This window comes from Prauserella halophila (assembly GCF_024171895.1).
GTDB lineage: Bacteria > Actinomycetota > Actinomycetes > Mycobacteriales > Pseudonocardiaceae > Prauserella > Prauserella halophila.
The window spans coordinates 1,275,798-1,295,564 of sequence record NZ_JAMTCQ010000008.1 but is presented as its reverse complement, the minus strand read 5'-3'; the positions used below and the strand labels follow the sequence as shown (position 1 = coordinate 1,295,564).

Here is a 19,767-nt window from a genome sequence, read left to right as displayed (position 1 = left end):
CGGCGACATTTGTGGACAACTCGCCGGTGCCGGCCGCTCAGTCGGCGAAGCCGGGTTGCCACTGCTGCACGATCGAACGCAACGGCAGCTCGGCGCCGAGCTGGCACAGAATGCCGGTGGCGCCCGCGGTCACCCGGTGGATCAGCAACCAGTGCGGCGGCAGGTTGAGCGACCGTCCGGTGCGGAAGTCCTGGCCGCGCAGGTCGCCCATGCGCAGTGCCTGGTCCTGGGCCCATTGACGGGAGAAGTGGAATCGCTCCTCGGCGAGCGGGGCCACGATCGGATGGAGGTATGCGTAGACGTCGTCAGGATCGATCTCGGTGTCGGGCCGCACGAATCCCTCGGCACGCAGCGCTGCGTACAGTTCCTCGGACCGTCCTTCGAGCGCGAGCCGCATGATCCTGCCCATCGCGCGGGGAGCGCCGTACGGCAGCCGTGCGACGGCACCGAAGTCGATCACGCACATCCGGCCGTCGTCGCGCAACATGAAGTTGCCGGGATGGGGATCCGAGTGCAGCAACTGCGCGCGGGCGGGCGCCGAGTAGTGGAACTCCGCCAGCAACCGGCCCGCGTCGTTGCGCTGCTCCTGAGTGCCGCTGTGGATGATCTCGGAGAAGGACGTGCCGGTGACCCACTCGCTGACGATCACCTTGGGGGAGCTCGCCACGATCCGCGGCACCAGGACCCGCTCGTCCCCGGCGAACGCCTTCGAGAAGGCCCGCTGGTTGTCGGCCTCCCTCCGGTAGTCGAGCTCCTCGTCCATCCGGTCCGCCAGTTCGGAGAGCAGCGGTTTGACGTCGGTGCCCGGTACCAGGCTCTGGAACAGGCGACTGAAGCGCTGCAACTGGCGCAGGTCACCGCGCAGCGCGTCGTCGGCGCCCGGGTACTGCACCTTGACGGCGACCTGGCGGCCGTCGTGCCAGACGCCGTGGTGCACCTGGCCGATACTCGCCGCCGCGGTCGGTTCGTCGTCGAACTCGGCGAACCGCTGTCGCCACGTCCGCCCCAGCTGCTCGGTCAGCACGCGGTGGGTCTGTTTGGCAGGCATCGGCGGGGCGGCGGCCTGCAACCGGGTGAGCGCATCGCGATACGGCTCGGCCAGTTCATCCGGCACGGCAGCCTCGAACACGCTCAGCGCCTGCCCGAACTTCATGGCGCCGCCCTTGAGCGTGCCCAGCACTTCGAACAGCTGCTCGGCCGCCTTCGCCGACAGGCCCGCGTTGACCTCGTCGGCGCTCTGGCCGGTCATCCGGCGGCCCCAGCCGCCGACCGCACGGCCCGCCATGCCCAGTGGCAGACTCGCCAGCTTCGCAGTGCGGGCCACGGTCTTGCGCGGTACCGCGGCATCCGTGTCACCGTCGCGTCCCGTGCCCGGTGCGCCTCCCGCGGTTCCGGTGGTCTCGGCACCGTCCGCCGCAGTCTCGTCGGGCCTGTCCTGGGCCTCGCGGTGTTCCGTCACGCCCGCGATTCTGCCTTGTCGATCAGTTCTGTGGGGAGCCGTGCAGTGCCCGTGCACGGATGGGAGCGGCTCCCGGCCGGTCCGGGGAGAGGGGCCGCAGCCTCGAGGTCGTCCCTACGGTGCGGCAGCGTCACCCCCGGAACCGGTCGCACCGGGCGGCGCCGGAGGTCGTGCGGACGACCCGCCCTGGTGCTGCGCAGTGCGCTCGGCCGCCTGCGCGGCGACGGCGGCTCCGCACGGACACGACGGATGCGGGGGCCAGTCCGAGGCGGTGGTCGTGCCGTCGAACGCGTCGGTCTCGATGGTGCGGTTCCAGGTCGGCGGTACCGACTCCTCGGGGTCGAGGATGCGCAGAATCTGCCCGCCTGCGATGCCTGCCGTCGCGGTCACGCTGCACAGGTCGGTCCGGGGAAGCCGGCCCGCGAGCTGGTTCGCGATCCGCGGCCACGAGGGGTCGTGCGAGGTTCGTGCGAGGTCCGCGCAGCGCAGGCAACTGCTCCGGCCCGGGTGGACGAGTGGGCCGACGATGCCGTTACCGTCCCGGACCCTGACCAGCAGATGCGGTTGCCGCTCCACCATCAGCTCGTTGACGATCTCCGGAGCAGGGACGACCGTGTCGGTCAACACGACCAGGTCCGGACGCTGCCTGCCCCGTACCTTGCCGGTTTTCGTCGCCGAGTTGGTCCGCTTGACCAGACTCGTGATCGCCTGCCTGCGCGGAGTGCCGATGTCGCCGTCGACGAACCCGGTGCCCAGGTCTTCCGGGCCGACGCGTCCGCTGGTGTGGGTGTCGATGTGGCCGACACCTGCCGTCGCCAGCGTGCGTGCCAGGGCGGCGGCAAGTCTGCCACCTCCTTCGAGCAGCACGGTGCTCTGCGCCCACCGCGCGGCAGCGGTCCGGCGCGTGCGGGAGCGGGTCAGGGCCCAGAATGCCGGTTCGTCGGTGCGGACGGACCGTGCATGTGCGGGCGCGTCGGTCTCCTCGATCAGCCCGCGTTCCGCGAGGCCCTCGATCACGAGCCTGACGTCGTCGGCGGCCGTTTCGGCCGCTTCGTCGGACGTGCACTGAGAACGGGCGAGCTGCATGAGCGTGTCGGTGCTACGGCTGCCGTCGAGTCCCCGGACAAGGTCCATCAGCATCGGCGACAGTGCGTTCACGACAACGGCGTGGCGCGGTTCCAAGCCGATCTGCAGTTCCCCCTCGCCGCGCTCCAGGACCTGCAGTCCCGGCACGATCCGCGGCCGGTCCGGCAACGAGCCGGTTTCGATGAGTGTTCGGGTCATGTTCACAGGGTGACGGGATCGCGCGGTGCTGTGGGACACCCGATCAGGGTTATCCACAGGTGAACTTGAATGTGGACAACTGGAGTTCTGTGATGTTCGAGCCATCCCGAATGTCGGTGGTGCGCTTTACCGTGTACGGGTGGCCGATGCACGGGTTCCCTCATTACGGAGTCAACGCGGGCGGGCGCAGAACGCGGCGCAGAATTCACCGTCACGCGGAAAGCAGCCGAAAGGCGGACAATCCCAACCCCCACGTACCCGACGAGACGACGGACATCACGCGCACGAGGATCGCCGACGGCGCGGTCAGGACCCGCGTGGCGAGGACCGGAACGGTGAGGACCGGAACGGCGAGGACCGGGCCGGTCGGCAGACACCGACGCCGGACGAGAAGGTCGAGGTCAGGCGCAGCGCGCGGCGCCGCCGCACTGTCACGGCCTACCGTGACGGAGACACGACGGTGGTGCTCATCCCGGCGACGATGACCAAGGCCGAGGAGCGGCACTGGATCGCCGAGATGCAGAAGAAGCTGCGGCGGACCGAGAGCAAGAGGGCCTCGCCGGCACGCGCGTCCGACGAGGCGTTGTTGTTGCGGTGCAGTGAGCTCTCGGCGCGCTATCTCGACGGCACGGCCGACCCCGCGAGCGTGCGCTGGGTCCCGCCGATGCGGACGCGCTGGGCATCGTGCACGCCGATGAACCGCACGATCCGGGTCAGCGAGCGGCTTCGCGAGGTGCCGTCGTGGGTGCTCGACTACGTGCTCGTGCACGAACTGGCGCATCTGCGGGTCGCCGACCACAACGACGAGTTCTGGGCTCTGGTGCACCGCTATCCGAAGGCCGAACGCGCCATCGGATACCTGGAGGGCCTGTCGGCGGCGGCACACCTCGGCATCAGCGGAGACGCCGACGACACCGAGGAGCCCGACGACGAGGAGTGACGGCCGCACAAAAGCCCGCACCGGGACGGCGGCCGGAGACCGGCGCGACCCCGGTGCGGGCGGTCGTTCGAGCGGTGAGTCGAGCGGTGGGGCGAGGAGGTCAGCCGTTCTCGCCGGACGCGCGGCCCGGCTCGTCCCCGTTCTCCCCGTGGTTGTTCTCCCGGTTGTTGTTCTCCGCGTCGTTGTTGCCGTCGGAGTCGCCGGCGGAGGTGTCAGCCCCGGACGTGTCGGAACTCGAGCTGTCGGAACCCGATGCGGCGGCTTCGGCCTCGGCGCGCTCGGTTTTCTCGAGCTCGGCGATCGGGTCGACGTCGGCACCGAGGACGGTGCCGCCGAGCCGGTCGGCGAAGTCCGCCGGCTCGTCGAGGTCGTCCGTCGTGGGCATGAGGTCCGGATGCGACCAGAGATGGTCCCGCTGTTCGGTGCCGTGACGGTCGCCGACCAGCTGCCAGAGTGTCGAGGCCGCACGCATCCGCCGCGGCCGGAGCTCGAGCCCGACGAGCGTGGCGAACGTCTGCTCGGCGGGTCCGCCGCTGGCCCGCCGCCTGCGCAGTGTTTCGCGCAGCGCATCCGCACCCGGCAGGCGGTTGCCGACGGCATCGGCGACCACGACGTCGACCCAGCCCTCGACCAGGGCGAGCAGCGTCTCCAGCCGGGTCAACGCGGCCTGCTGTTCGGGCGTCGTCTGCGGCTCGAACAGCCCCGACGACATCGCCTGCTCGATGCTCTGCGGATTCGTCGGGTCGATCTGTCCCGCCAGCTGCTCGAGGCCGGACACGTCGACGGAGATGCCGCGGGCGAACTCCTCGACCGTCGCCAGCAGCCGCTGCCGCAGCCACGGCACGTGCGCGAACAGTCGCTGATGGGCGGCTTCGCGCGCGGCGAGGAACACGAGCACTTCGCTGGCCGGCCGTTCGAGGCCTTCGGTGAACTTCTCGACGTTCGCGGGCAGCAGCGCGGCAGTGGCCTCCGGTCCCAGCGGCAGGCCGACGTCGGAGGACGTCAGGACCTCGGCGCCCAGGTCGCCGAGTGCGTTCCCGAGCTGCGAGCCGAACGCCATGCCGCCCATCTGGCCCAGCATCGACATCAGCGGCCCGGCCGCCTGCTTCGCCTCTGCGGGCATCGCCTCGGTCCAGGCCGACGACACCTGCTCGGCGACCGGATCGCACAGCCGCTGCCAGGTCGGCAGCGTCTGCTCGATCCAGTCCTTCGCGGTCCACGCGACGGTCTGCGTCGCGCCCGCGGGCAGGATCGTGGCCTCGTCGAGCCACAGCTCCGCCAGGTGGGAGGCGTCGCGCACCGCGGTGTCACCCTGCTGCGTGTCGCCGGTGGCGGAGGCGAACCCGATCCCCGGTTTGGCGTCGCCGTCCTCGGAATTCGACGCGAGGCGCTGCAGCGCGATCTGCTTGGCCAGGTCGTAGTTCACCGGCCCGGAGGAGCTGCCCGCCTGGCTGAACATGTGACCGAGCTGGCTGAGCATCTGCCCCAGCTGCTGGAACGGGTCGCCACCCTGACCGCCGGAGCCGGACGAGTTGCTGCCAGGGCCGGACGAGCTGTTGTCGGGGTCGGGCAGACCGAAGCCGAACCCGAAGGGTGGGTTGCTCATACCCTCCACCGTACGCGGCCCGAGGGTGCCGTGACCCGTCGATCGACATGGCGAATCGGACCTTCGCTCTGAGCTGACAGCGGCGGCCGTACGCTGTGCCCGTGAGCGAGTCCGGCGACAAGAAATCCGCGTCAGGAGCCACGGGCCCCGAACCAGTCGACGACCGCGCGTCCGCACCGCGCGCCGGGGCCGGCGACTCCGGGGCCGACGACTCCGGGGCCGAGCGGCGACCGCGGCGACGTCCCACGCGGCGCACCTGGACGATCGTGTTCAGTGCCGTCCTCGTGGTGGCGTTCGTGCTGGTCGGGTCTTTCGTCAAGGTGCCGTACGTGGCGCTCGGGCCGGGGCCGACCTACGACACGCTCGGTGACGTCGACGGCGATCACGTCGTGGCGATCGACGGGGAACGCAGCTACGACGCCGAAGGTCAGTTGCGGATGACCACCGTCTCCCTCAACGACGACGTCACCCTCTTCGGCGCGCTGGGTCTGTGGATCAGTGGCCGGTACGCCGTCGCGCCGCGGGAGGAGTACTTCCGCCCCGGGCAGACCGACGAGGAAGTGCGCAAGGAGAACGTCGAGCAGTTCCGCAGTTCGCAGAGCAACGCCGAGGTCGCCGCGCTGCGCACGCTCGGCTACCCGGTGAAGGTCGTCGCGGACCAGGTCGTGGCCGACAGCCCCGCCTCGCGGGTGCTCGAACCCGGGGACCAGCTGGTGTCGGTGAACGGCAAGCGTGTCGCGGGGCGGCGTGACGTGACGGCCGCGCTGAAGAACACCCGCCCCGGACAGCAGGTCGATCTGACCTACCGGCGTGGCGAGCAGCAGTCCCGTACGGTGCAGATCGAGCTGGCCCGGCATCCGGAAGGCGGAAAGCAGGGCTTCGTCGGCGTGCAGCCCGCGGACCGGGCGGACGTGCCGTTCACGGTCGACATCTCGCTCGAGGACGTGGGCGGTCCGTCGGCGGGTGCGATGTTCGCACTGGCGATCGTCGAGCGTCTGGAGCAGGAGGACCTGATCGACGGCAGGCGCGTGGCGGGCACCGGCGAAATCGACGCGCAGGGCAACGTCGGCGCGATCGGCGGCATCTCGTTCAAGGTCGTCGCCGCCGAGGAGGACGGCGCGACGACGTTCCTGGTGCCGGAGCGCAACTGCGCCGAGGCGGTGTCTGCCGCGCCGGAGGGGCTCCGGCTCGTCCGGGTCGGCACCCTCGACGACGCGGTCAGCGCACTGCGCAATCTCCGGGACGGCAAGCCCGTTCCGACCTGCGAGGGCTGACTCCGCACAGTGGGCCGGCCGAGGCCCGGCCCCGGCTGGACGCCCGTTCCCAGGACAGCGGAGTGGGCGCCCGGTGGCGGTGACTCAGGGGAGCAGCGTCGCGCGCAGGGCCTCGACCAGATTCGGAGCGAGTTCGGGGTGCTCGATGATCTCGTCGGTCGGTTCGGCGTCGTCGGCCGGCGGCGTGCGGATGCCGTGCAGGCGCATGGCACACGAGGCGGGCCCGTCGCGCAGAACGGCAGCCACGAGCCGGGCTTCGGTGCGTTGCGGATGACCGGCGGCGGCCTGCTTGAGGCGCTCGACGTCGGTGGCGGAGACGCCCGCCGATTCGTCGACACCGGGCAGCTCGTCCTCGGCGTCGGGCGGCAGCACGATGATCTCCTGGGCGAGCGCGCAGCCCTGGACGAGTTCCGGCCACGCGATCGTCGCGAGCGCATCCGCGAGGTCGTCGCCGGGCAACGGTTCCTGCGCGACCGGGGTGAGCTCGGCGTCCGGGTCCAGTGAGTCGGCGAGCTCGGGCTGCTGGGACAGCAGTTCCGCGGTGGGTACGAGCGCGAACAGCTGCGGCGGTTGCTGCCATCCGCCCGCGGCCACGAACTCCTCGACCTCCCGCGCGATCGCGCCCACGGTGGCCGCGGCCGACGCCGACCCGTCGTCGTCGAGGTCCTCGTCGTCCTCGAAATCCCAGACGTTCTCGGCCGCGGTGTCGTCGTTGCTCCCGGCGAGCCCGGTGACCTCGGTGTTCTCGGCGACAGGGTGGGCCGCGCCTTCGCTGTCCGTCATGGTGACCATCGTCGCAGCAACGGCCCGACGTCCGATTCAGGGGCATTCGGGGAACTCGGGCACCGGTCCGTAGAGTTGGGCATACAGGGAGCCCGTCTCGCGAGCCCCCTGAACCACGCCAGTTTCGACCTCAGGAGTGTGCGCTGTGGCCACTCGGCCCCCCGTCGGTCTCCCCAAGTTGTCCAAGCGGGCCCGGATCCTGCTGACAATCGCGGCCGTCCTCGTCCTGCTCTTGCTGCTCGGTGCGCGGTTCTTGAACGCGTATGTCGACTGGCTGTGGTTCGGCGAGGTGGATGCGCGCGGCGTGTTCACCACCGTGCTGCTGACCCGGCTCACACTCTTCGTGGCGACCGGCCTCCTCGTCGGCGGTGCGCTCGCGGTGAGTTTGTGGATCGCCTACCGCACGCGGCCGGTGTTCGTGCCGGTCAGCGGCGAGGACGATCCGCTGGCGCGCTACCGCTCGGTCGTCGCCAGCAGGGTGAAGCTCTTCGGCATCGGCATCCCGGTGCTCGCGGGCCTGGTCGCGGGCGTGTCCGGTCAGGGCAGCTGGGAGACCGTTCAGATGTACCTGAACGGCAGCGAGTTCGGGCGCAACGACCCGCAGTTCGGTAACGACATCGGGTTCTACGTCTTCGACCTGCCGTTCCTCGGCTGGGTGCTGGGCTGGCTGTTCGTCGCCACCGTCGTGGCGTTCGTCGGCGGGCTGCTCGCGCACTACCTGTTCGGCGGTGTCCGTCTCGCGGGTCGCGGTGGTTCGGTCGCGGGCCCCGCGCGGGTGCACCTGCTGATCCTGGTCGGCCTGTTCGTGCTGCTCAAGGCGGTCGAGTACTTCCTCGACCGCTACAACCTGCTGCTGTCGGACCGCAACGAGCTGTTCACCGGCGCCACCTACACGGACCTGAACGCGGTGCTGCCGGCCAAGCTGATCCTGCTGAGCATCTGCGTGTTCTGCGCGATCGCGTTCTTCGTGGGTGCGTTCCTGCGCAACATCCAGCTGCCGGCGATCGCGCTGGTGCTGTTGCTGCTGTCCGGGCTGATCGTCGGCGTGGCGTGGCCCGCGATCCTCGAACAGTTCTCCGTGCGCCCGAACGCCAACGAGCGCGAGGCGCAGTCGATCCAGCGCAACATGGAGGCGACGCGGTACGCCTACAACATCAACGACGTCCGATATGACGACTACAGCGGCCAGTCGGACGTCGACGCCAGCAAGATCCGCAACGACGAGGGCACCATCCCGAACATCCGGTTGCTCGACCCGAACGTGCTCTCGCCGACGTTCACCCAGCGGGTCGGCCGGGAGAACTTCTACGGCTTCCCCGAGAAGCTCGACATCGACCGCTACACGGTCGACGGTGAGGAGCAGGCCTACCTCGTCGCGGCGAAGGAGATGAACACCGAGGGCCTGGCCGCGAACCAGCAGACCTGGATCAACCGCCACCTCGTCTACACCCACGGCAACGGCTTCGTCGCCGCGCCCGCCAACCAGATCGACCGTGCCCTGCAGGGCGCCGACAGTGACGGCGGGTATCCGGTGGCGGGTACCAGCGACACGCAGAACCCGAGCGGCGCCGGCATGCAGGTCGACCAGCCGCGCATCTACTTCGGTGAGCTCGCCACCGAGTACGCCATCGCCGGCGGCCCGGAGGACGCCGCGCCCGGTGAGTACGACACGGCGCAGGACCGCACCTACCTGTACGACGGCGAGGGCGGCGTGCCGATCGACGGCTGGTTCAACCGTGCCGTCTTCGCCATGCAGCACGGTGAGCGCAACATCCTGTTCTCCGACGCCATCGGCGACGGCTCCAAGATCATGTACAACCGCGACCCGCGGGATCGCGTCGAGAAGATCGCGCCGTGGCTCACCGCCGACGGCGACCCGTATCCCGCCGTGATCGACGGCCGGGTCAAGTGGGTCGTCGACGGCTACACCACGCTCGACAACTTCCCGTACTCGCAGCGCACCTCGCTGGGCGAAGCGACGTCCGACTCGCTGAGCGGCGTCGCGCAACAGCAGGACAGCGAGATCAACTACGTCCGCAACTCGGTGAAGGCCACGGTCGACGCGTTCGACGGCACCGTGGACCTCTACCAGATGGACAAGCAGGACCCGGTGCTGAAGGCCTGGATGAAGACCTTCCCCGGGGTGGTCCAACCCGAGTCGCAGATCTCCGACGAACTGCGGCAGCACTTCCGGTATCCGGAAGACATCTTCAAGCTCCAGCGTGAGCTGATCACGCAGTACCACGTGGAGAATGCCCAGGAGTTCTACGCGACCCAGACGTTCTGGAACGTGCCGCAGGACCCGACGACCGACGGTGGACTCGACCCGAACACCGACGCGGCCAAGCAACCCGCGTACTACACGTACTCGCAGTCGCCGTGGCAGGACGAACCGCACTTCCAGCTGACCAGTGCCCTCACCCAGCTGCGACGGCAGTACCTCGCCGCGTGGGTGACGGTCTCCTCCGATCCGGGCAGTTACGGCAACATGCGCGTGCTGCGGCTGCCGACCTCCGGTGAACGGCAGATCGAAGGCCCGGTCCAGGTGCAGAACGCCTTCCAGTCGCACCCCGAGTTCACCCAGGACCGCACCCTGCTCGGCAACCAGAGTGTCGACCTGATCTACGGCAACCTGCTCACCCTGCCGGTCGCGGACGGGTTCCTGTACGTCGAACCCATCTACGTGCAGCAGCGCAACTCGCAGAGCTACCCGCAGCTGGCCCGTGTGATCGTGTCCTTCGGCGGCAAGATCGGCTTCGATTCCACCCTCAAGGGTGCGCTCGACCAGGTCTTCGGCGAGGGCGGCGGCGACGCTGCCGCCGGCCCCGAGTCCGGGGGCACGCCCGATCAGGACAACTCCGGAGACAACGACGGCAACCAGAGCGACAACCAGCAGGGTGGTAACCAGGACGGCGACGGTTCCGGCAACCAGGACGGCGACAACCAGGACGGCGGCGGTGGCAACAGTGCCGAGATGAACCAGGCCATCGAGGACATCCAGTCAGCCCTCGAGAAGCTCCGGAAGGCGCAGGAAGAGGGCGACTTCCAGACCCAGGGTGAAGCGTTGTCCGAACTGGACGAAGCCACACGCCGCTACGAGGAACTCCAGAACTCCGGCGGTTGACCGGGGACGAACACCACGTGGCACCCGCCTTACGGCCAGAGAATGCCAAGGCGTAAGGTGGGTGCCACAACGACGCGGGGTGGAGCAGTTCGGTAGCTCGCTGGGCTCATAACCCAGAGGTCGCAGGTTCAAATCCTGTCCCCGCTACAGATAATGGGAGAACCCCGTCTACGGCGTGCGTAGACGGGGTTCTTTCGTTGTTGTCCTTTGTTGTCGCAGTCTCGTTCGTTATTGCTGTGGGGGCGCAGCCCCCGCGTCCCCAGCCCGGCGGGCTCTGCCCCCTCCCGGCATCCCGGGGCGGTGTCGCCTCGCCTCGGCGGCGATTCGGTGTGGTTGCGTTGGGTGGTGGGCGGTCTCCGTTGCTCGCTGGTGCGCGTTCGGCTGGTTGGTGCTCGCCGCGTTCGCGCGGGTGCCGTACGCAATGGGGCTCAGGTTGGCGCTCGGGCGATGTCCACGTCCCGGTGGGCCCCGAGGAGGCTGAGAGTGCGGCTCGGGTGTGAGCGAGGCACTCAGCGTCGCCACGGGGTCGAGTTGCTATGGGGTCGAGTTGCCACGGGGTCGAGTTGCTATGGGCTCGAGGCGCCATGGACTCGAGGTGCCATGGACTCGAGATGCTGCGAGTTCGAGTCGTTACGGGTTCGCAGCCCGGCGGGAACGGTGCGGGTAGCCCAGAAACAGCAGCGCACACCGCCTTTCGGGGTGTGACGGAGCTCGAAGGTACCCCCTTGAAAAGACGATCTTGGCGGCCTGTAGAGTTATGCACACACAACGACGCGGGGTGGAGCAGTTCGGTAGCTCGCTGGGCTCATAACCCAGAGGTCGCAGGTTCAAATCCTGTCCCCGCTACAGAGAATGGGAGAACCCCGTCTACGGCGTGCGTAGACGGGGTTCTTTCGTTGTTGTCCTTTGTTGTCGCAGTCTCGTTCGTTATTGCTGTGGGGGCGCAGCCCCCGCGTCCCCAGCCCGGCGGGCTCTGCCCCCTCCCGGCACCCCGGGGAGGCGCCGCCTCGCCTCGCCTCGCCTCGCTCGCTCGGCTGGTCGGGGGCGTGCTCGGCTCGCCGGATATGCACTGATCCGCAAGGTCTGCTCGGCGCGGGGGAGACGTACGCCCATCGTCGTGATGACCGAAAGGTCGTCACTCACTGCTGCAGTTGCGCTACGCAATGTGCTGCCACGGACGGTGAGGGATTCGGCCGCGTGGGTGTTGCGGTGGACTCCGCTCCATGGGGACGGCGCGCCGCAGCGGTGACGCGGCGTTATCGGCCGAACACGCTGTGCCGTTCCGTGGAGATCGGATTGCGCCGTACGGAGGCATTTCGTGCGGCCGTCACTCTGGTGCTTGTGGACTGTTTACAGATCCATTGTGGACCTCACGCGGGGCCACAGTGGACAGAAGGCGTCGGACGTGGCACCGTGGAGGCGTGTCCGATTTGAACGCTACAGCCGCAGCACTGCTTGGCCTGCTTCACGACGGCCCCGCCACCGGTGGTGAACTCGTCGCCGGAGCCGAAGAGCGCTTCGGGGCGTTCTTCAGCGTCACACGGAGCCAGGTCTACCGCGAACTCCCCGCGCTGAACGAAGCCGGGTACGTCCGCCTGGGCAAGCAGGGTCCGCGCTCCAGCCAGCAGTACGTGATCACCGCGGCCGGTAAGAAGGCATTCAAGGCCTGGGTCGCCACCGACTCCGCACCCGACCACCTGCGCTCGCCACTCATCCTGCGCCTCGTGCACGCCAGGGTGCTCACGGCGAAGCAGCGACAGAACCTCTTCGACACCGCCAGGGCCGTCTACACCGAGCAGGCCGACATCGCCAAGGCCTCCTCGAAGGCCGCCGAGGACCCGGTGACCAAGGCCGTCGCCGACTTCGACCTGGCGCACGCGAAGGCCGCACTCAAGCTCCTCGACACGGTCACGGCGAACTGATCACCCGGCGTCACGCGGCCGCCTCCAACGGCCGCGTGATTTGCCGTAACCTTGTCATTCGTGAGTGCTGAGTTCGAAGACGTCGTCAAGGGCCTCGACGGCAAGCTGACGCAGGTCGAGTCGGTCATGGACATCGACGCCCTGCGCCAGGAGGTCGCCTCCCTCGAAGAGGAGGCGGCACGCCCGGACCTGTGGGACGACCCTGCGGCCGCGCAGAAGGTGACCAGCCAGCTGTCGTACAAGCAGGCCGACCTGCGGCGCGTCGGCGAACTGCGGCAGCGGCTCGACGACCTCCGCGTGCTCCACGAGCTCGCCCAGGCCGAGGGCGACCCCGCCACCAAGAGCGAAGCCGACAGCGAGCTCGCGTCCCTCACCGAGGCGATCGACCTGCTCGAGGTGCGCACGTTGCTGTCCGGCGAGTACGACCCGCGCAACGCCGTGGTCAACATCCGTGCCGAGGCCGGTGGCGTCGACGCCGCCGACTTCGCCGAGATGCTCATGCGCATGTACCTTCGCTGGGCCGAGCGGCACGGCTACGCGACCGAGGTCTACGACACCTCCTACGCCGAGGAAGCGGGCATCAAGTCCGCCACGTTCAAGGTCGGCGCCTCGTACGCCTACGGCACGCTGTCGGTGGAGCAGGGTACGCACCGGCTCGTCCGCATCTCGCCGTTCGACAACCAGAGCCGCAGGCAGACGTCGTTCGCGCACGTCGAGGTGCTGCCCGAGGTCGACGAGGTCGACCACGTCGAGATCCCCGAGAAGGACCTGCGCATCGACGTCTACCGCTCGTCCGGTCCCGGTGGGCAGAGCGTGAACACCACCGACTCGGCCGTGCGCATCACGCACCAGCCCACCGGCATCGTCGTGTCCTGCCAGAACGAGAAGTCGCAGCTGCAGAACAAGATCGCCGCGATGAAGGTGCTGCAGGCCAAGCTGCTCCAGCGGAAGAAGGAGGAGGAGCAGGCCGAACTGGACGCGCTCAAGGACGGCGGCTCCAGCTGGGGCAACCAGATGCGCTCGTACGTGCTGCACCCGTACCAGATGGTCAAGGACCTGCGCACCGAATACGAGTCCGGCAATCCGACGGCCGTGCTCGAGGGCAATATCGATGCCTTCCTCGACGCCGGCATCCGGTGGCGTAAGCAACAGGAAACCGACGCCTCCTAGTCCCGACCGGGGCGTGCCGGGCGGGCAGGCCCGCGTTTCCGGGCGGCCGATGCCCGGGCAACCCGTCCTTCACGGGGTGCGCGGGTAGGATGCTCAATCGTGATCCAGCTCGAATCCGTATCCAAGGCCTACAAGACCTCGACCCGTCCGGCACTGGACGACGTCACGGTCGACGTGGACAAGGGTGAGTTCGTCTTCCTCATCGGCCCGTCCGGGTCGGGGAAGTCGACGTTCCTGCGCCTGCTGTTGCGTGAGGAAGTGCCCAGTAAGGGCCGGGTGTCGGTGTCGAACTTCGACGTCGCCAAGATGCCCCGGCGCAGGGTCCCCCGCTTGCGCCAGACCATCGGCTGCGTCTTCCAGGACTTCCGGCTGTTGAACAACAAGACGGTGTCCGAGAACGTCGCGTTCGCACTCGAGGTCATCGGCAAGCCGAAGCACACCATCACCAAGGTCGTTCCCGAGGTGCTGGAGCTGGTCGGTCTCGACGGCAAGGCCGACCGGATGCCGCACGAGCTCTCCGGTGGTGAGCAGCAGCGCGTCGCGATGGCGCGGGCGTTCGTCAACCGGCCGCTCGTGTTGCTGGCCGACGAGCCGACGGGCAACTTGGACCCCGACACCAGCCAGGACATCATGTTGCTGCTGGAGCGGATCAACCGCACCGGCACGACCGTCCTGATGGCCACGCACGACCACTCGATCGTCGACTCCATGCGCCGCCGCGTCGTGGAACTCGACAACGGCAAGGTCATCCGTGACGACCGGCGAGGCGTGTACGGCGTCGGTCGCTGATTCCCCCGCAGCGATCCGCCTTTGACCGTCTCCGACCGCCTCGGTCCGCTCGCCGTGTCGAGCGGACGTAGCCGTCGGTCCGGCCACCGGACACTCCCCGTCCCCGTACCCGACCCCCGACCCCAAGGAACCGTGCCCTAGATGCGCGCCAGCTTCGTCTTCAGCGAGGTCGTCACCGGCTTGCGCCGGAACGTCACGATGACCATCGCCATGATCCTGACCACCGCGATCTCACTCGGGATGTTCGGCGGCGGTCTGCTGCTCGTCCGCACGATCGACAAGATGCAGGCCAGCTACCTCGACGACGTCGAGGTCACGGTGTATCTCACGCAGGACATCAGCGCCAACGACCAGAACTGCACCGCCGAGCCGTGCTCGACGATCCGGTCCTCGCTCGAGAACAACCAGGCCGTCGAGTCGGTCGTGTTCGAGGACCGCGACGAGGCCTACGAGCGGTTCCAGCGGATCTTCGAGGGCCAGCCGGAACTGGTCGAACTGGCCCGGCCCGAGTCGTTGCCCGCGTCCCTGCACGTCAAGCTGTTCGACCCCGAGCGCAGCGACGTGATCGTGCAGGAGTTCGGCGACCAGCCGGGCGTGGCGAACGTCGATGACCAGAACAAGTTCCTCGACCGTTTCTTCGACCTGCTCAACTCGGGCCGTGACGGCACGTTCATCGTGGCGGCGATCGCGGCGCTGGCCGCCGTACTGCTGATCGCGAACACGATCCAGGTGTCGGCCTACACGCGGCGTACCGAGGTGGGCATCATGCGGCTGGTCGGTGCCACGCGCTGGTACACGCAGCTACCGTTCCTGCTGGAAGCGGTCGTGGCCGGTGTGATCGGTGCGGCTCTCGGTGTAGTGGGGCTGGTGGGCGTCAAATACATCGCGCTGGACCGGATCTTCGAAGCCACCGGTGGGGCGATCCCCAATATCGAGATCGTCGACATCCTGTTCCCCGTCGCACCCGTTCTGCTGGGCGTGTCGATCCTGATCTCCGCCGTCACCGGATACGTCACCCTGCGCGCCTACGTGCGCACGTAGGGAATGCGACGATCGAGCCCTGCGTCGGGGTTCCGGTAGCGGAACCCCGACGTGGCGGTGCCGGTGACGTGGACGGCAGCGGCGGCGCGCCCGCGGCGGCGGTACCGCAGTAACCGTTAGGACACCCGGTAACCGTTAGGAAACCCCGGTCGAGGGCGGATAGAGTCGAGACATGGTCAAGGAAGTCGGACGCAAGGTGATCGCGTCGAACCGTCGTGCCCGCCACGACTATTCGATCCTCGACACCTACGAGGCCGGTATCGCGCTGGCCGGTACCGAGGTCAAGAGCCTCCGTGCCGGTAAGGCGTCGCTGAGCGAGGCGTTCGCGACCGTCTACGAGGGCGAGGTCTACCTGCGCAACGTCCACATCCCGGAGTACGCGCAGGGCACATGGACCAACCACGCTCCCCGTCGCAGCCGGAAGCTGCTCCTGCACCGCAGGGAGATCGCGAAGCTGATCGGCAAGACGAAGGAGGGCGGCGTCAGCCTCGTGCCGCTGTCGCTCTACTTCAAGGACGGCAAGGTCAAGGTCGAGCTGGCGCTGGCGCGCGGTAAGAAGGCCCACGACAAGCGGCAGGACATCGCCAAGCGTGACGCGCAGCGCGAGATCTCCAAGGCGATGGGCCGGGCGATCAAGGGCAAGCACAAGCAACAGCGCGCGGGACGCCGGTGACCGGCCCCGGGGCCGACAGCGACGTCGCTGCCTGGGCCCGGGGACTCGGGCTCGACGGTCTCGTCGACATCCACGTCCATTTCCTGCCCGAGCGCATGCTCGCGAAGGTGTGGGCGTACTTCGACGACGCCGAGGAGAACTACGGCATGCCGTGGCCGGTGCACTACCGGCTGCCGGAGGACCAGCGGCTCGCCGCGTTGCGGGCCATGGGAGTGCGGACGTTCGCGCCGCTGGTGTACCCGCACAAACCGGGTATGGCGGAGTGGCTGAACGCGTGGGCCCGCGAGTTCGCCGACCGGCAGCCGGACGCCGTGCCGACGGCGACGTTCTTCCCGGAGCCCGAGGCGGCCCGCTACGTCGAGGAGGCGTTGCGATCGGGTGTGCGGTGCGTCAAGGTCCACGTGCAGGTCGGGGCGTTCGATCCGCGGGACGACCGGCTCGACGCGGTGTGGGGGATGCTCGCCGACGCCGGAGTCCCCGCGGTCGTGCACTGCGGGCACGGGCCGCTGCGGGGCGAGCACACCGGACTCGACGTGTTCGCCCGGGTGCTGGAACGGCACCCCGCGCTGGTCGCCGTGCTGGCACACGCCGGCATGCCCGAGTACGACGCGGCGCTGCACCTGGTGCAGCGGTTCCCGCGGGTGTATCTCGACACGACGATGGTGGGCGTGCCGTTCACGGAACGCATCATGCCCGTACCCGATGACTGGCCTGCGCGCCTGGCCGGCATCGCCGACCGGATCGTGCTCGGCACCGACTTTCCGAACATCCCCTACGACTACGCCACGCAACTGCGTGCGGTCGCCAGCTGGGCGGAGGCCGACGACCGGCTGGGGGAGCCGTTCCTGCGCGCCGTCCTCCACGACACGCCGGCCAAGCTCCTCGGCGTGTGATCCGCGGGCGGCCTGAGCGGATGCCCCGAAGGGCACCTTCGGGGCGTTGAGTGCCCCAAAGGTGCCCTTCGGGGCGCGAGGGGCCCACGGTTCAGCGTTCGAGGTAGGTCAGCACCGCGCGGACACGGCGATGCTCCTCGAGGCTGCTGTCGAGGCCGAGCTTGGCGAAGATGTTGCCGATGTGCTTTTCGACGGCGCCGTGCGAGACCACCATCCGGGCCGCGATCGCGGAGTTCGTCAGGCCCTGTGCCATCAGGGCGAGCACGTCGCCTTCGCGGCCGGTGAGCGAGTCGAGCGGGTTGTTGCGTCCGCGCGCCATGACCTGCGAGACCACCTCGGGGTCGATCGCGGTGCCGCCTGCGGCGACGCGGCGCACGGCATCGAGGAAGTCGGTCACGTCGGAGACGCGTTCCTTCAGCAGGTACCCGACACCGCCCGCGCCACCGGACAGCAGCTCGATCGCGTAGGTCTCCTCGACGTACTGCGACAGGACGAGCACCGGGAGGTTGCCTGTGATCTCGCGTGCCTGCAGCGCGGCCCGCAGTCCCTCGTCGGTGAACGTCGGCGGCATCCGCACGTCGACGATCGCCAGGTCGGGTTCGTGCTCGCCGACCGCGGCCAGCAGCTCGTCGCCCGAGCCGACCGCAGCGGCCGTCTCGATGCCCTCGTCCGCCAGCAGTCGCTGGACACCGGCGCGCAGCAGCACGGCGTCCTCGGCGATGACCACCCGCACGTGCAGACCCCCAGAAGTTCGTTCACCAGCGACACGGAAGTTCGGCGCGAACGACCGTCGGACCACCGGCGGGACTGACGACCGAGATGACGCCGTCGATCGTCGCGGCACGGTCGGCGAGCCCGGCCAGCCCGCCACCGGCACGGATCTCGGCGCCACCCCGGCCGTCGTCGGTGACCTCGGCGATCACTGTATCCCCGTCGCGGCGCACGTCCACGCGGATGTCGGAGGCTTCGGCGTACTTGGCGGCGTTGGCGAGCGTTTCGCCGACGACGAAGTACGTCGTGCTCTCGACCGCGGCAGGAGGGCGTTCCTCGATGTCGACCGACACCGAGACCGGCACCGTCGACTTCGCCGCGAGCGCCGACAACGCCGCGTCGAGTCCGCGGTCGCCCAGCACCGCGGGGTAGATGCCGCGCGCCAGGTCGCGCAGTTCCGACACCGCGAGTTTCGCGTCGGTATGCGCTTCGTCGAGGAGGTTCTGCAGCTCAGCGGTATCGGGGTCGGAACCGCCGACCTTGGCTTTGGCACGGCCGACCGTCATCGCCACCGACACGAGCCGCTGCTGCGCGCCGTCGTGCAGGTCGCGTTCGATGCGCCTGCGTTCGGCCTCGGCCGCGTCGACCCCGCGTGCCCGCGACGCCTGCAGCCGCGAGGCCCGCGCCTCGAGCCGTTCGGCCCGCGGCGGACCGAGCAGCGCCAACGCGAGTTTGCCGTGCAGCCAGCCGACACCGGGCGCGACCGTCAACGCGAGCGGTACGATGATCGCGGACACGACGCCGAGCACGAACTCGGCGATCGCGATGGGCGTCGTGACCAGCAGATACGTGAGGTCCCGCCACGTCGTGGAGTCCGTCAGCTGGGCGAACCAGTTCCGGACCGGCCCGTCGCCGCGGTTGCGGATCGCATCCGCCAGCGGGGTGTGCAGCCACCGGCGCAGTGATCGGCGCTCGAAGTCGGCGAAACGCTGCGTCAACGTCGTGGCCAGCATCAGCAGGGGAATGCCCACCCAGACGAGGGTCGTCGCGATCCCGGTCACCAGCAGCACCAGGAGCACGACGAACTCGAAGATGCGCACCGGCAGTGCCAGCACCTGGTACGCGATCGTGCGCCAGGTTTCCGGCCATGGCTGGTCCTCATGCATCACGGTGTCCCCTCTACCCGGAGTGCTCATCGTGCCACCGTGCGCGTCGGCCGGGTATCCGCCGCGGTCGTGTCGGCGGGATCGGTGAGATCGGCGAGGTAGCCGAGGTCGGCGGGGTGGCCGATCCTGCCCTCGGCCTCACGGATGCGCCGTGCCGTCGGCCCCAGCAGCGCCCGTGCCAGCCACGCGTGTCCGGCACCCAGCGCCCGCGTGCCCAGGACCGCACCGCACGCCACCAGCACTCCCAGCGCCGTCCACGGCAGTGCCGTCGGCACCGAGTCGACCGTCACCCAGCGCAGCTCGTGCGACGGGAACGCGTACAGGCCCTCGGGCAGGAAGCGGTAGTAGACGGGCAGTGCGATCAGCCCCAGCGACACCGACCAGAACACGACCACCAGCGTGAACTCGACGATCCCCACCGGCAGCAGGATGATCAGGTAGAAGATGTCACGCCAGGTCTGCGCATCGCGGGCGCGTGCCAGCCACCGGCTGCGCACCGGGCCGTGCGGCAACGGGCGGTACGGCCGCGGTACGGCCGCGTCCAGCATCCCGTGGACGCGCGTGCGCTCGAGGTCCGCCAGCCTGCGGGTGCCCGTGAGCAGCAGCATCAGCACCGGAATGCCCACCCACACCAGGGCCGTCGGCGCGCCCGCGCTCACCGTCGTCACCACGAACACGAATCCGACGATTCCCATCGGGAGGCTGAGCAACAGAAACGGCAGTGCGCCGCGCAACCGGGGAGTCTGTCTCCGCACCGTCATGATCGTGCTCCCTTCCTTCCTGCCGACGTAGGCGATGTCGGCGACTCCCAGCATCGCCGGGGAGCGGCGGTGGTGACCATGGAGCACACGGGTCGAAACGGGGTGGGGCCAGCCCCACCCTCGGCCGTGACCGGGTGCTGCTCCCGCGCACGGATGCGACAGCCACCCGTC

The 19,767-nt window shown here is 69.1% G+C and carries 16 protein-coding genes and 2 tRNA genes; 11 read left to right on the top strand and 7 right to left on the bottom strand.

Features of this window, described 5'->3' with window-relative positions; translation table 11 throughout:
- Nucleotides 1-37 precede the first annotated feature (37 nt).
- Complete coding sequence (locus LY41_RS06040) at nucleotides 38-1,324, bottom strand: ABC1 kinase family protein (RefSeq protein WP_253862920.1); 1,287 nt, start codon at nucleotides 1,322-1,324, stop codon at nucleotides 38-40.
- A gap of 249 nt (nucleotides 1,325-1,573) precedes the next feature.
- The gene (locus LY41_RS06035; protein ID WP_253862786.1) at nucleotides 1,574-2,743 is read right to left on the bottom strand and encodes a ThiF family adenylyltransferase; all 1,170 of its coding nucleotides are present in this window, start codon (nucleotides 2,741-2,743) and stop codon (nucleotides 1,574-1,576) included.
- 460 nt (nucleotides 2,744-3,203) lie between these two features.
- Between LY41_RS06035 and LY41_RS06030 the strand changes: the two genes are divergently transcribed.
- On the top strand, nucleotides 3,204-3,683 hold the full coding sequence (locus LY41_RS06030) for a M48 metallopeptidase family protein (protein ID WP_253862785.1): 480 nt from the start codon (nucleotides 3,204-3,206) through the stop codon (nucleotides 3,681-3,683).
- Nucleotides 3,684-3,783: 100 nt separating this feature from the next.
- Here the strand turns inward: LY41_RS06030 and LY41_RS06025 are convergent, their stop codons facing one another.
- The gene (locus tag LY41_RS06025) at nucleotides 3,784-5,289 is read right to left on the bottom strand and encodes a zinc-dependent metalloprotease (protein WP_253862784.1); all 1,506 of its coding nucleotides are present in this window, start codon (nucleotides 5,287-5,289) and stop codon (nucleotides 3,784-3,786) included.
- A 101-nt stretch (nucleotides 5,290-5,390) separates the two neighbouring features.
- Between LY41_RS06025 and LY41_RS06020 the strand changes: the two genes are divergently transcribed.
- Complete coding sequence (locus tag LY41_RS06020; protein ID WP_253862783.1) at nucleotides 5,391-6,563, top strand: YlbL family protein; 1,173 nt, start codon at nucleotides 5,391-5,393, stop codon at nucleotides 6,561-6,563.
- 84 nt (nucleotides 6,564-6,647) lie between these two features.
- On the opposite strand, the gene LY41_RS06015 is transcribed toward LY41_RS06020, so the two are convergent.
- The gene (locus LY41_RS06015) at nucleotides 6,648-7,346 is read right to left on the bottom strand and encodes a PPA1309 family protein (RefSeq protein WP_253862782.1); all 699 of its coding nucleotides are present in this window, start codon (nucleotides 7,344-7,346) and stop codon (nucleotides 6,648-6,650) included.
- 145 nt (nucleotides 7,347-7,491) lie between these two features.
- On the opposite strand from LY41_RS06015, the gene LY41_RS06010 reads away from it, so the two are divergent.
- The 9 genes from LY41_RS06010 (at nucleotide 7,492) to LY41_RS05970 (ending at nucleotide 16,958) form a co-directional block, all read left to right on the top strand.
- Nucleotides 7,492-10,470, top strand: a complete 2,979-nt coding sequence (locus LY41_RS06010; protein ID WP_253862781.1) for a UPF0182 family protein — start codon at nucleotides 7,492-7,494, stop codon at nucleotides 10,468-10,470.
- A gap of 73 nt (nucleotides 10,471-10,543) precedes the next feature.
- Nucleotides 10,544-10,617: transfer RNA gene (locus LY41_RS06005), tRNA-Met, on the top strand.
- 625 nt (nucleotides 10,618-11,242) lie between these two features.
- Nucleotides 11,243-11,316: transfer RNA gene (locus tag LY41_RS06000), tRNA-Met, on the top strand.
- Between the two features lie 575 nt (nucleotides 11,317-11,891).
- The gene (locus tag LY41_RS05995; RefSeq protein ID WP_253862780.1) at nucleotides 11,892-12,392 is read left to right on the top strand and encodes a PadR family transcriptional regulator; all 501 of its coding nucleotides are present in this window, start codon (nucleotides 11,892-11,894) and stop codon (nucleotides 12,390-12,392) included.
- A gap of 60 nt (nucleotides 12,393-12,452) precedes the next feature.
- On the top strand, nucleotides 12,453-13,562 hold the full coding sequence (gene prfB / locus LY41_RS05990) for a peptide chain release factor 2 (protein ID WP_253862779.1): 1,110 nt from the start codon (nucleotides 12,453-12,455) through the stop codon (nucleotides 13,560-13,562).
- A 99-nt stretch (nucleotides 13,563-13,661) separates the two neighbouring features.
- Nucleotides 13,662-14,351, top strand: coding sequence for a cell division ATP-binding protein FtsE (gene ftsE, locus LY41_RS05985; protein ID WP_253862778.1), 690 nt, complete (start codon nucleotides 13,662-13,664; stop codon nucleotides 14,349-14,351).
- 141 nt (nucleotides 14,352-14,492) lie between these two features.
- The gene (gene ftsX, locus LY41_RS05980; RefSeq protein WP_253862777.1) at nucleotides 14,493-15,392 is read left to right on the top strand and encodes a permease-like cell division protein FtsX; all 900 of its coding nucleotides are present in this window, start codon (nucleotides 14,493-14,495) and stop codon (nucleotides 15,390-15,392) included.
- Nucleotides 15,393-15,564: 172 nt separating this feature from the next.
- Nucleotides 15,565-16,065 carry an SsrA-binding protein SmpB gene (gene smpB / locus LY41_RS05975; RefSeq protein WP_253862776.1) on the top strand — a complete coding sequence of 167 codons (501 nt, stop codon included), beginning with the start codon at nucleotides 15,565-15,567 and terminating at the stop codon, nucleotides 16,063-16,065.
- Nucleotides 16,062-16,958 (top strand): amidohydrolase family protein, encoded by an 897-nt coding sequence (locus LY41_RS05970; RefSeq protein ID WP_253862775.1) that lies wholly within the window; start codon nucleotides 16,062-16,064, stop codon nucleotides 16,956-16,958. Before smpB ends, LY41_RS05970 begins: the two co-directional genes overlap by 4 nt.
- A 91-nt stretch (nucleotides 16,959-17,049) precedes the next feature.
- Here LY41_RS05970 and LY41_RS05965 read toward each other — a convergent pair whose 3' ends face one another.
- From LY41_RS05965 to LY41_RS05955, 3 genes are read right to left on the bottom strand one after another with little or no spacing between them, the layout of a single operon-like run.
- On the bottom strand, nucleotides 17,050-17,691 hold the full coding sequence (locus LY41_RS05965) for a response regulator transcription factor (RefSeq protein ID WP_253862774.1): 642 nt from the start codon (nucleotides 17,689-17,691) through the stop codon (nucleotides 17,050-17,052).
- Nucleotides 17,692-17,713: 22 nt separating this feature from the next.
- Nucleotides 17,714-18,865, bottom strand: coding sequence for a sensor histidine kinase (locus tag LY41_RS05960; protein WP_372493103.1), 1,152 nt, complete (start codon nucleotides 18,863-18,865; stop codon nucleotides 17,714-17,716).
- Entirely contained in the window at nucleotides 18,862-19,650 is a 789-nt protein-coding gene (locus LY41_RS05955) for a sensor domain-containing protein (RefSeq protein ID WP_253862773.1), read from the bottom strand. Before LY41_RS05955 ends, LY41_RS05960 begins: the two co-directional genes overlap by 4 nt.
- Between the last annotated feature and the right edge of the window lie 117 nt (nucleotides 19,651-19,767).

Excerpts from the sequence above, each read along its gene's own strand:
- LY41_RS06035 (WP_253862786.1), bottom strand. The coding sequence starts at position 2,743 with ATGACCCGAACACTCATCGAAACCGGCTCGTTGCCGGACCGGCCGCGG.
- LY41_RS06025 (WP_253862784.1), bottom strand. The coding sequence starts at position 5,289 with ATGAGCAACCCACCCTTCGGGTTCGGCTTCGGTCTGCCCGACCCCGAC.
- LY41_RS06015 (WP_253862782.1), bottom strand. The coding sequence starts at position 7,346 with ATGACGGACAGCGAAGGCGCGGCCCACCCTGTCGCCGAGAACACCGAG.
- ftsX (WP_253862777.1), top strand. The coding sequence starts at position 14,493 with ATGCGCGCCAGCTTCGTCTTCAGCGAGGTCGTCACCGGCTTGCGCCGG.
- smpB (WP_253862776.1), top strand. The coding sequence starts at position 15,565 with ATGGTCAAGGAAGTCGGACGCAAGGTGATCGCGTCGAACCGTCGTGCC.
- LY41_RS05960 (WP_372493103.1), bottom strand. The coding sequence starts at position 18,865 with ATGAGCACTCCGGGTAGAGGGGACACCGTGATGCATGAGGACCAGCCA.
- LY41_RS05955 (WP_253862773.1), bottom strand. The coding sequence starts at position 19,650 with ATGCTGGGAGTCGCCGACATCGCCTACGTCGGCAGGAAGGAAGGGAGC.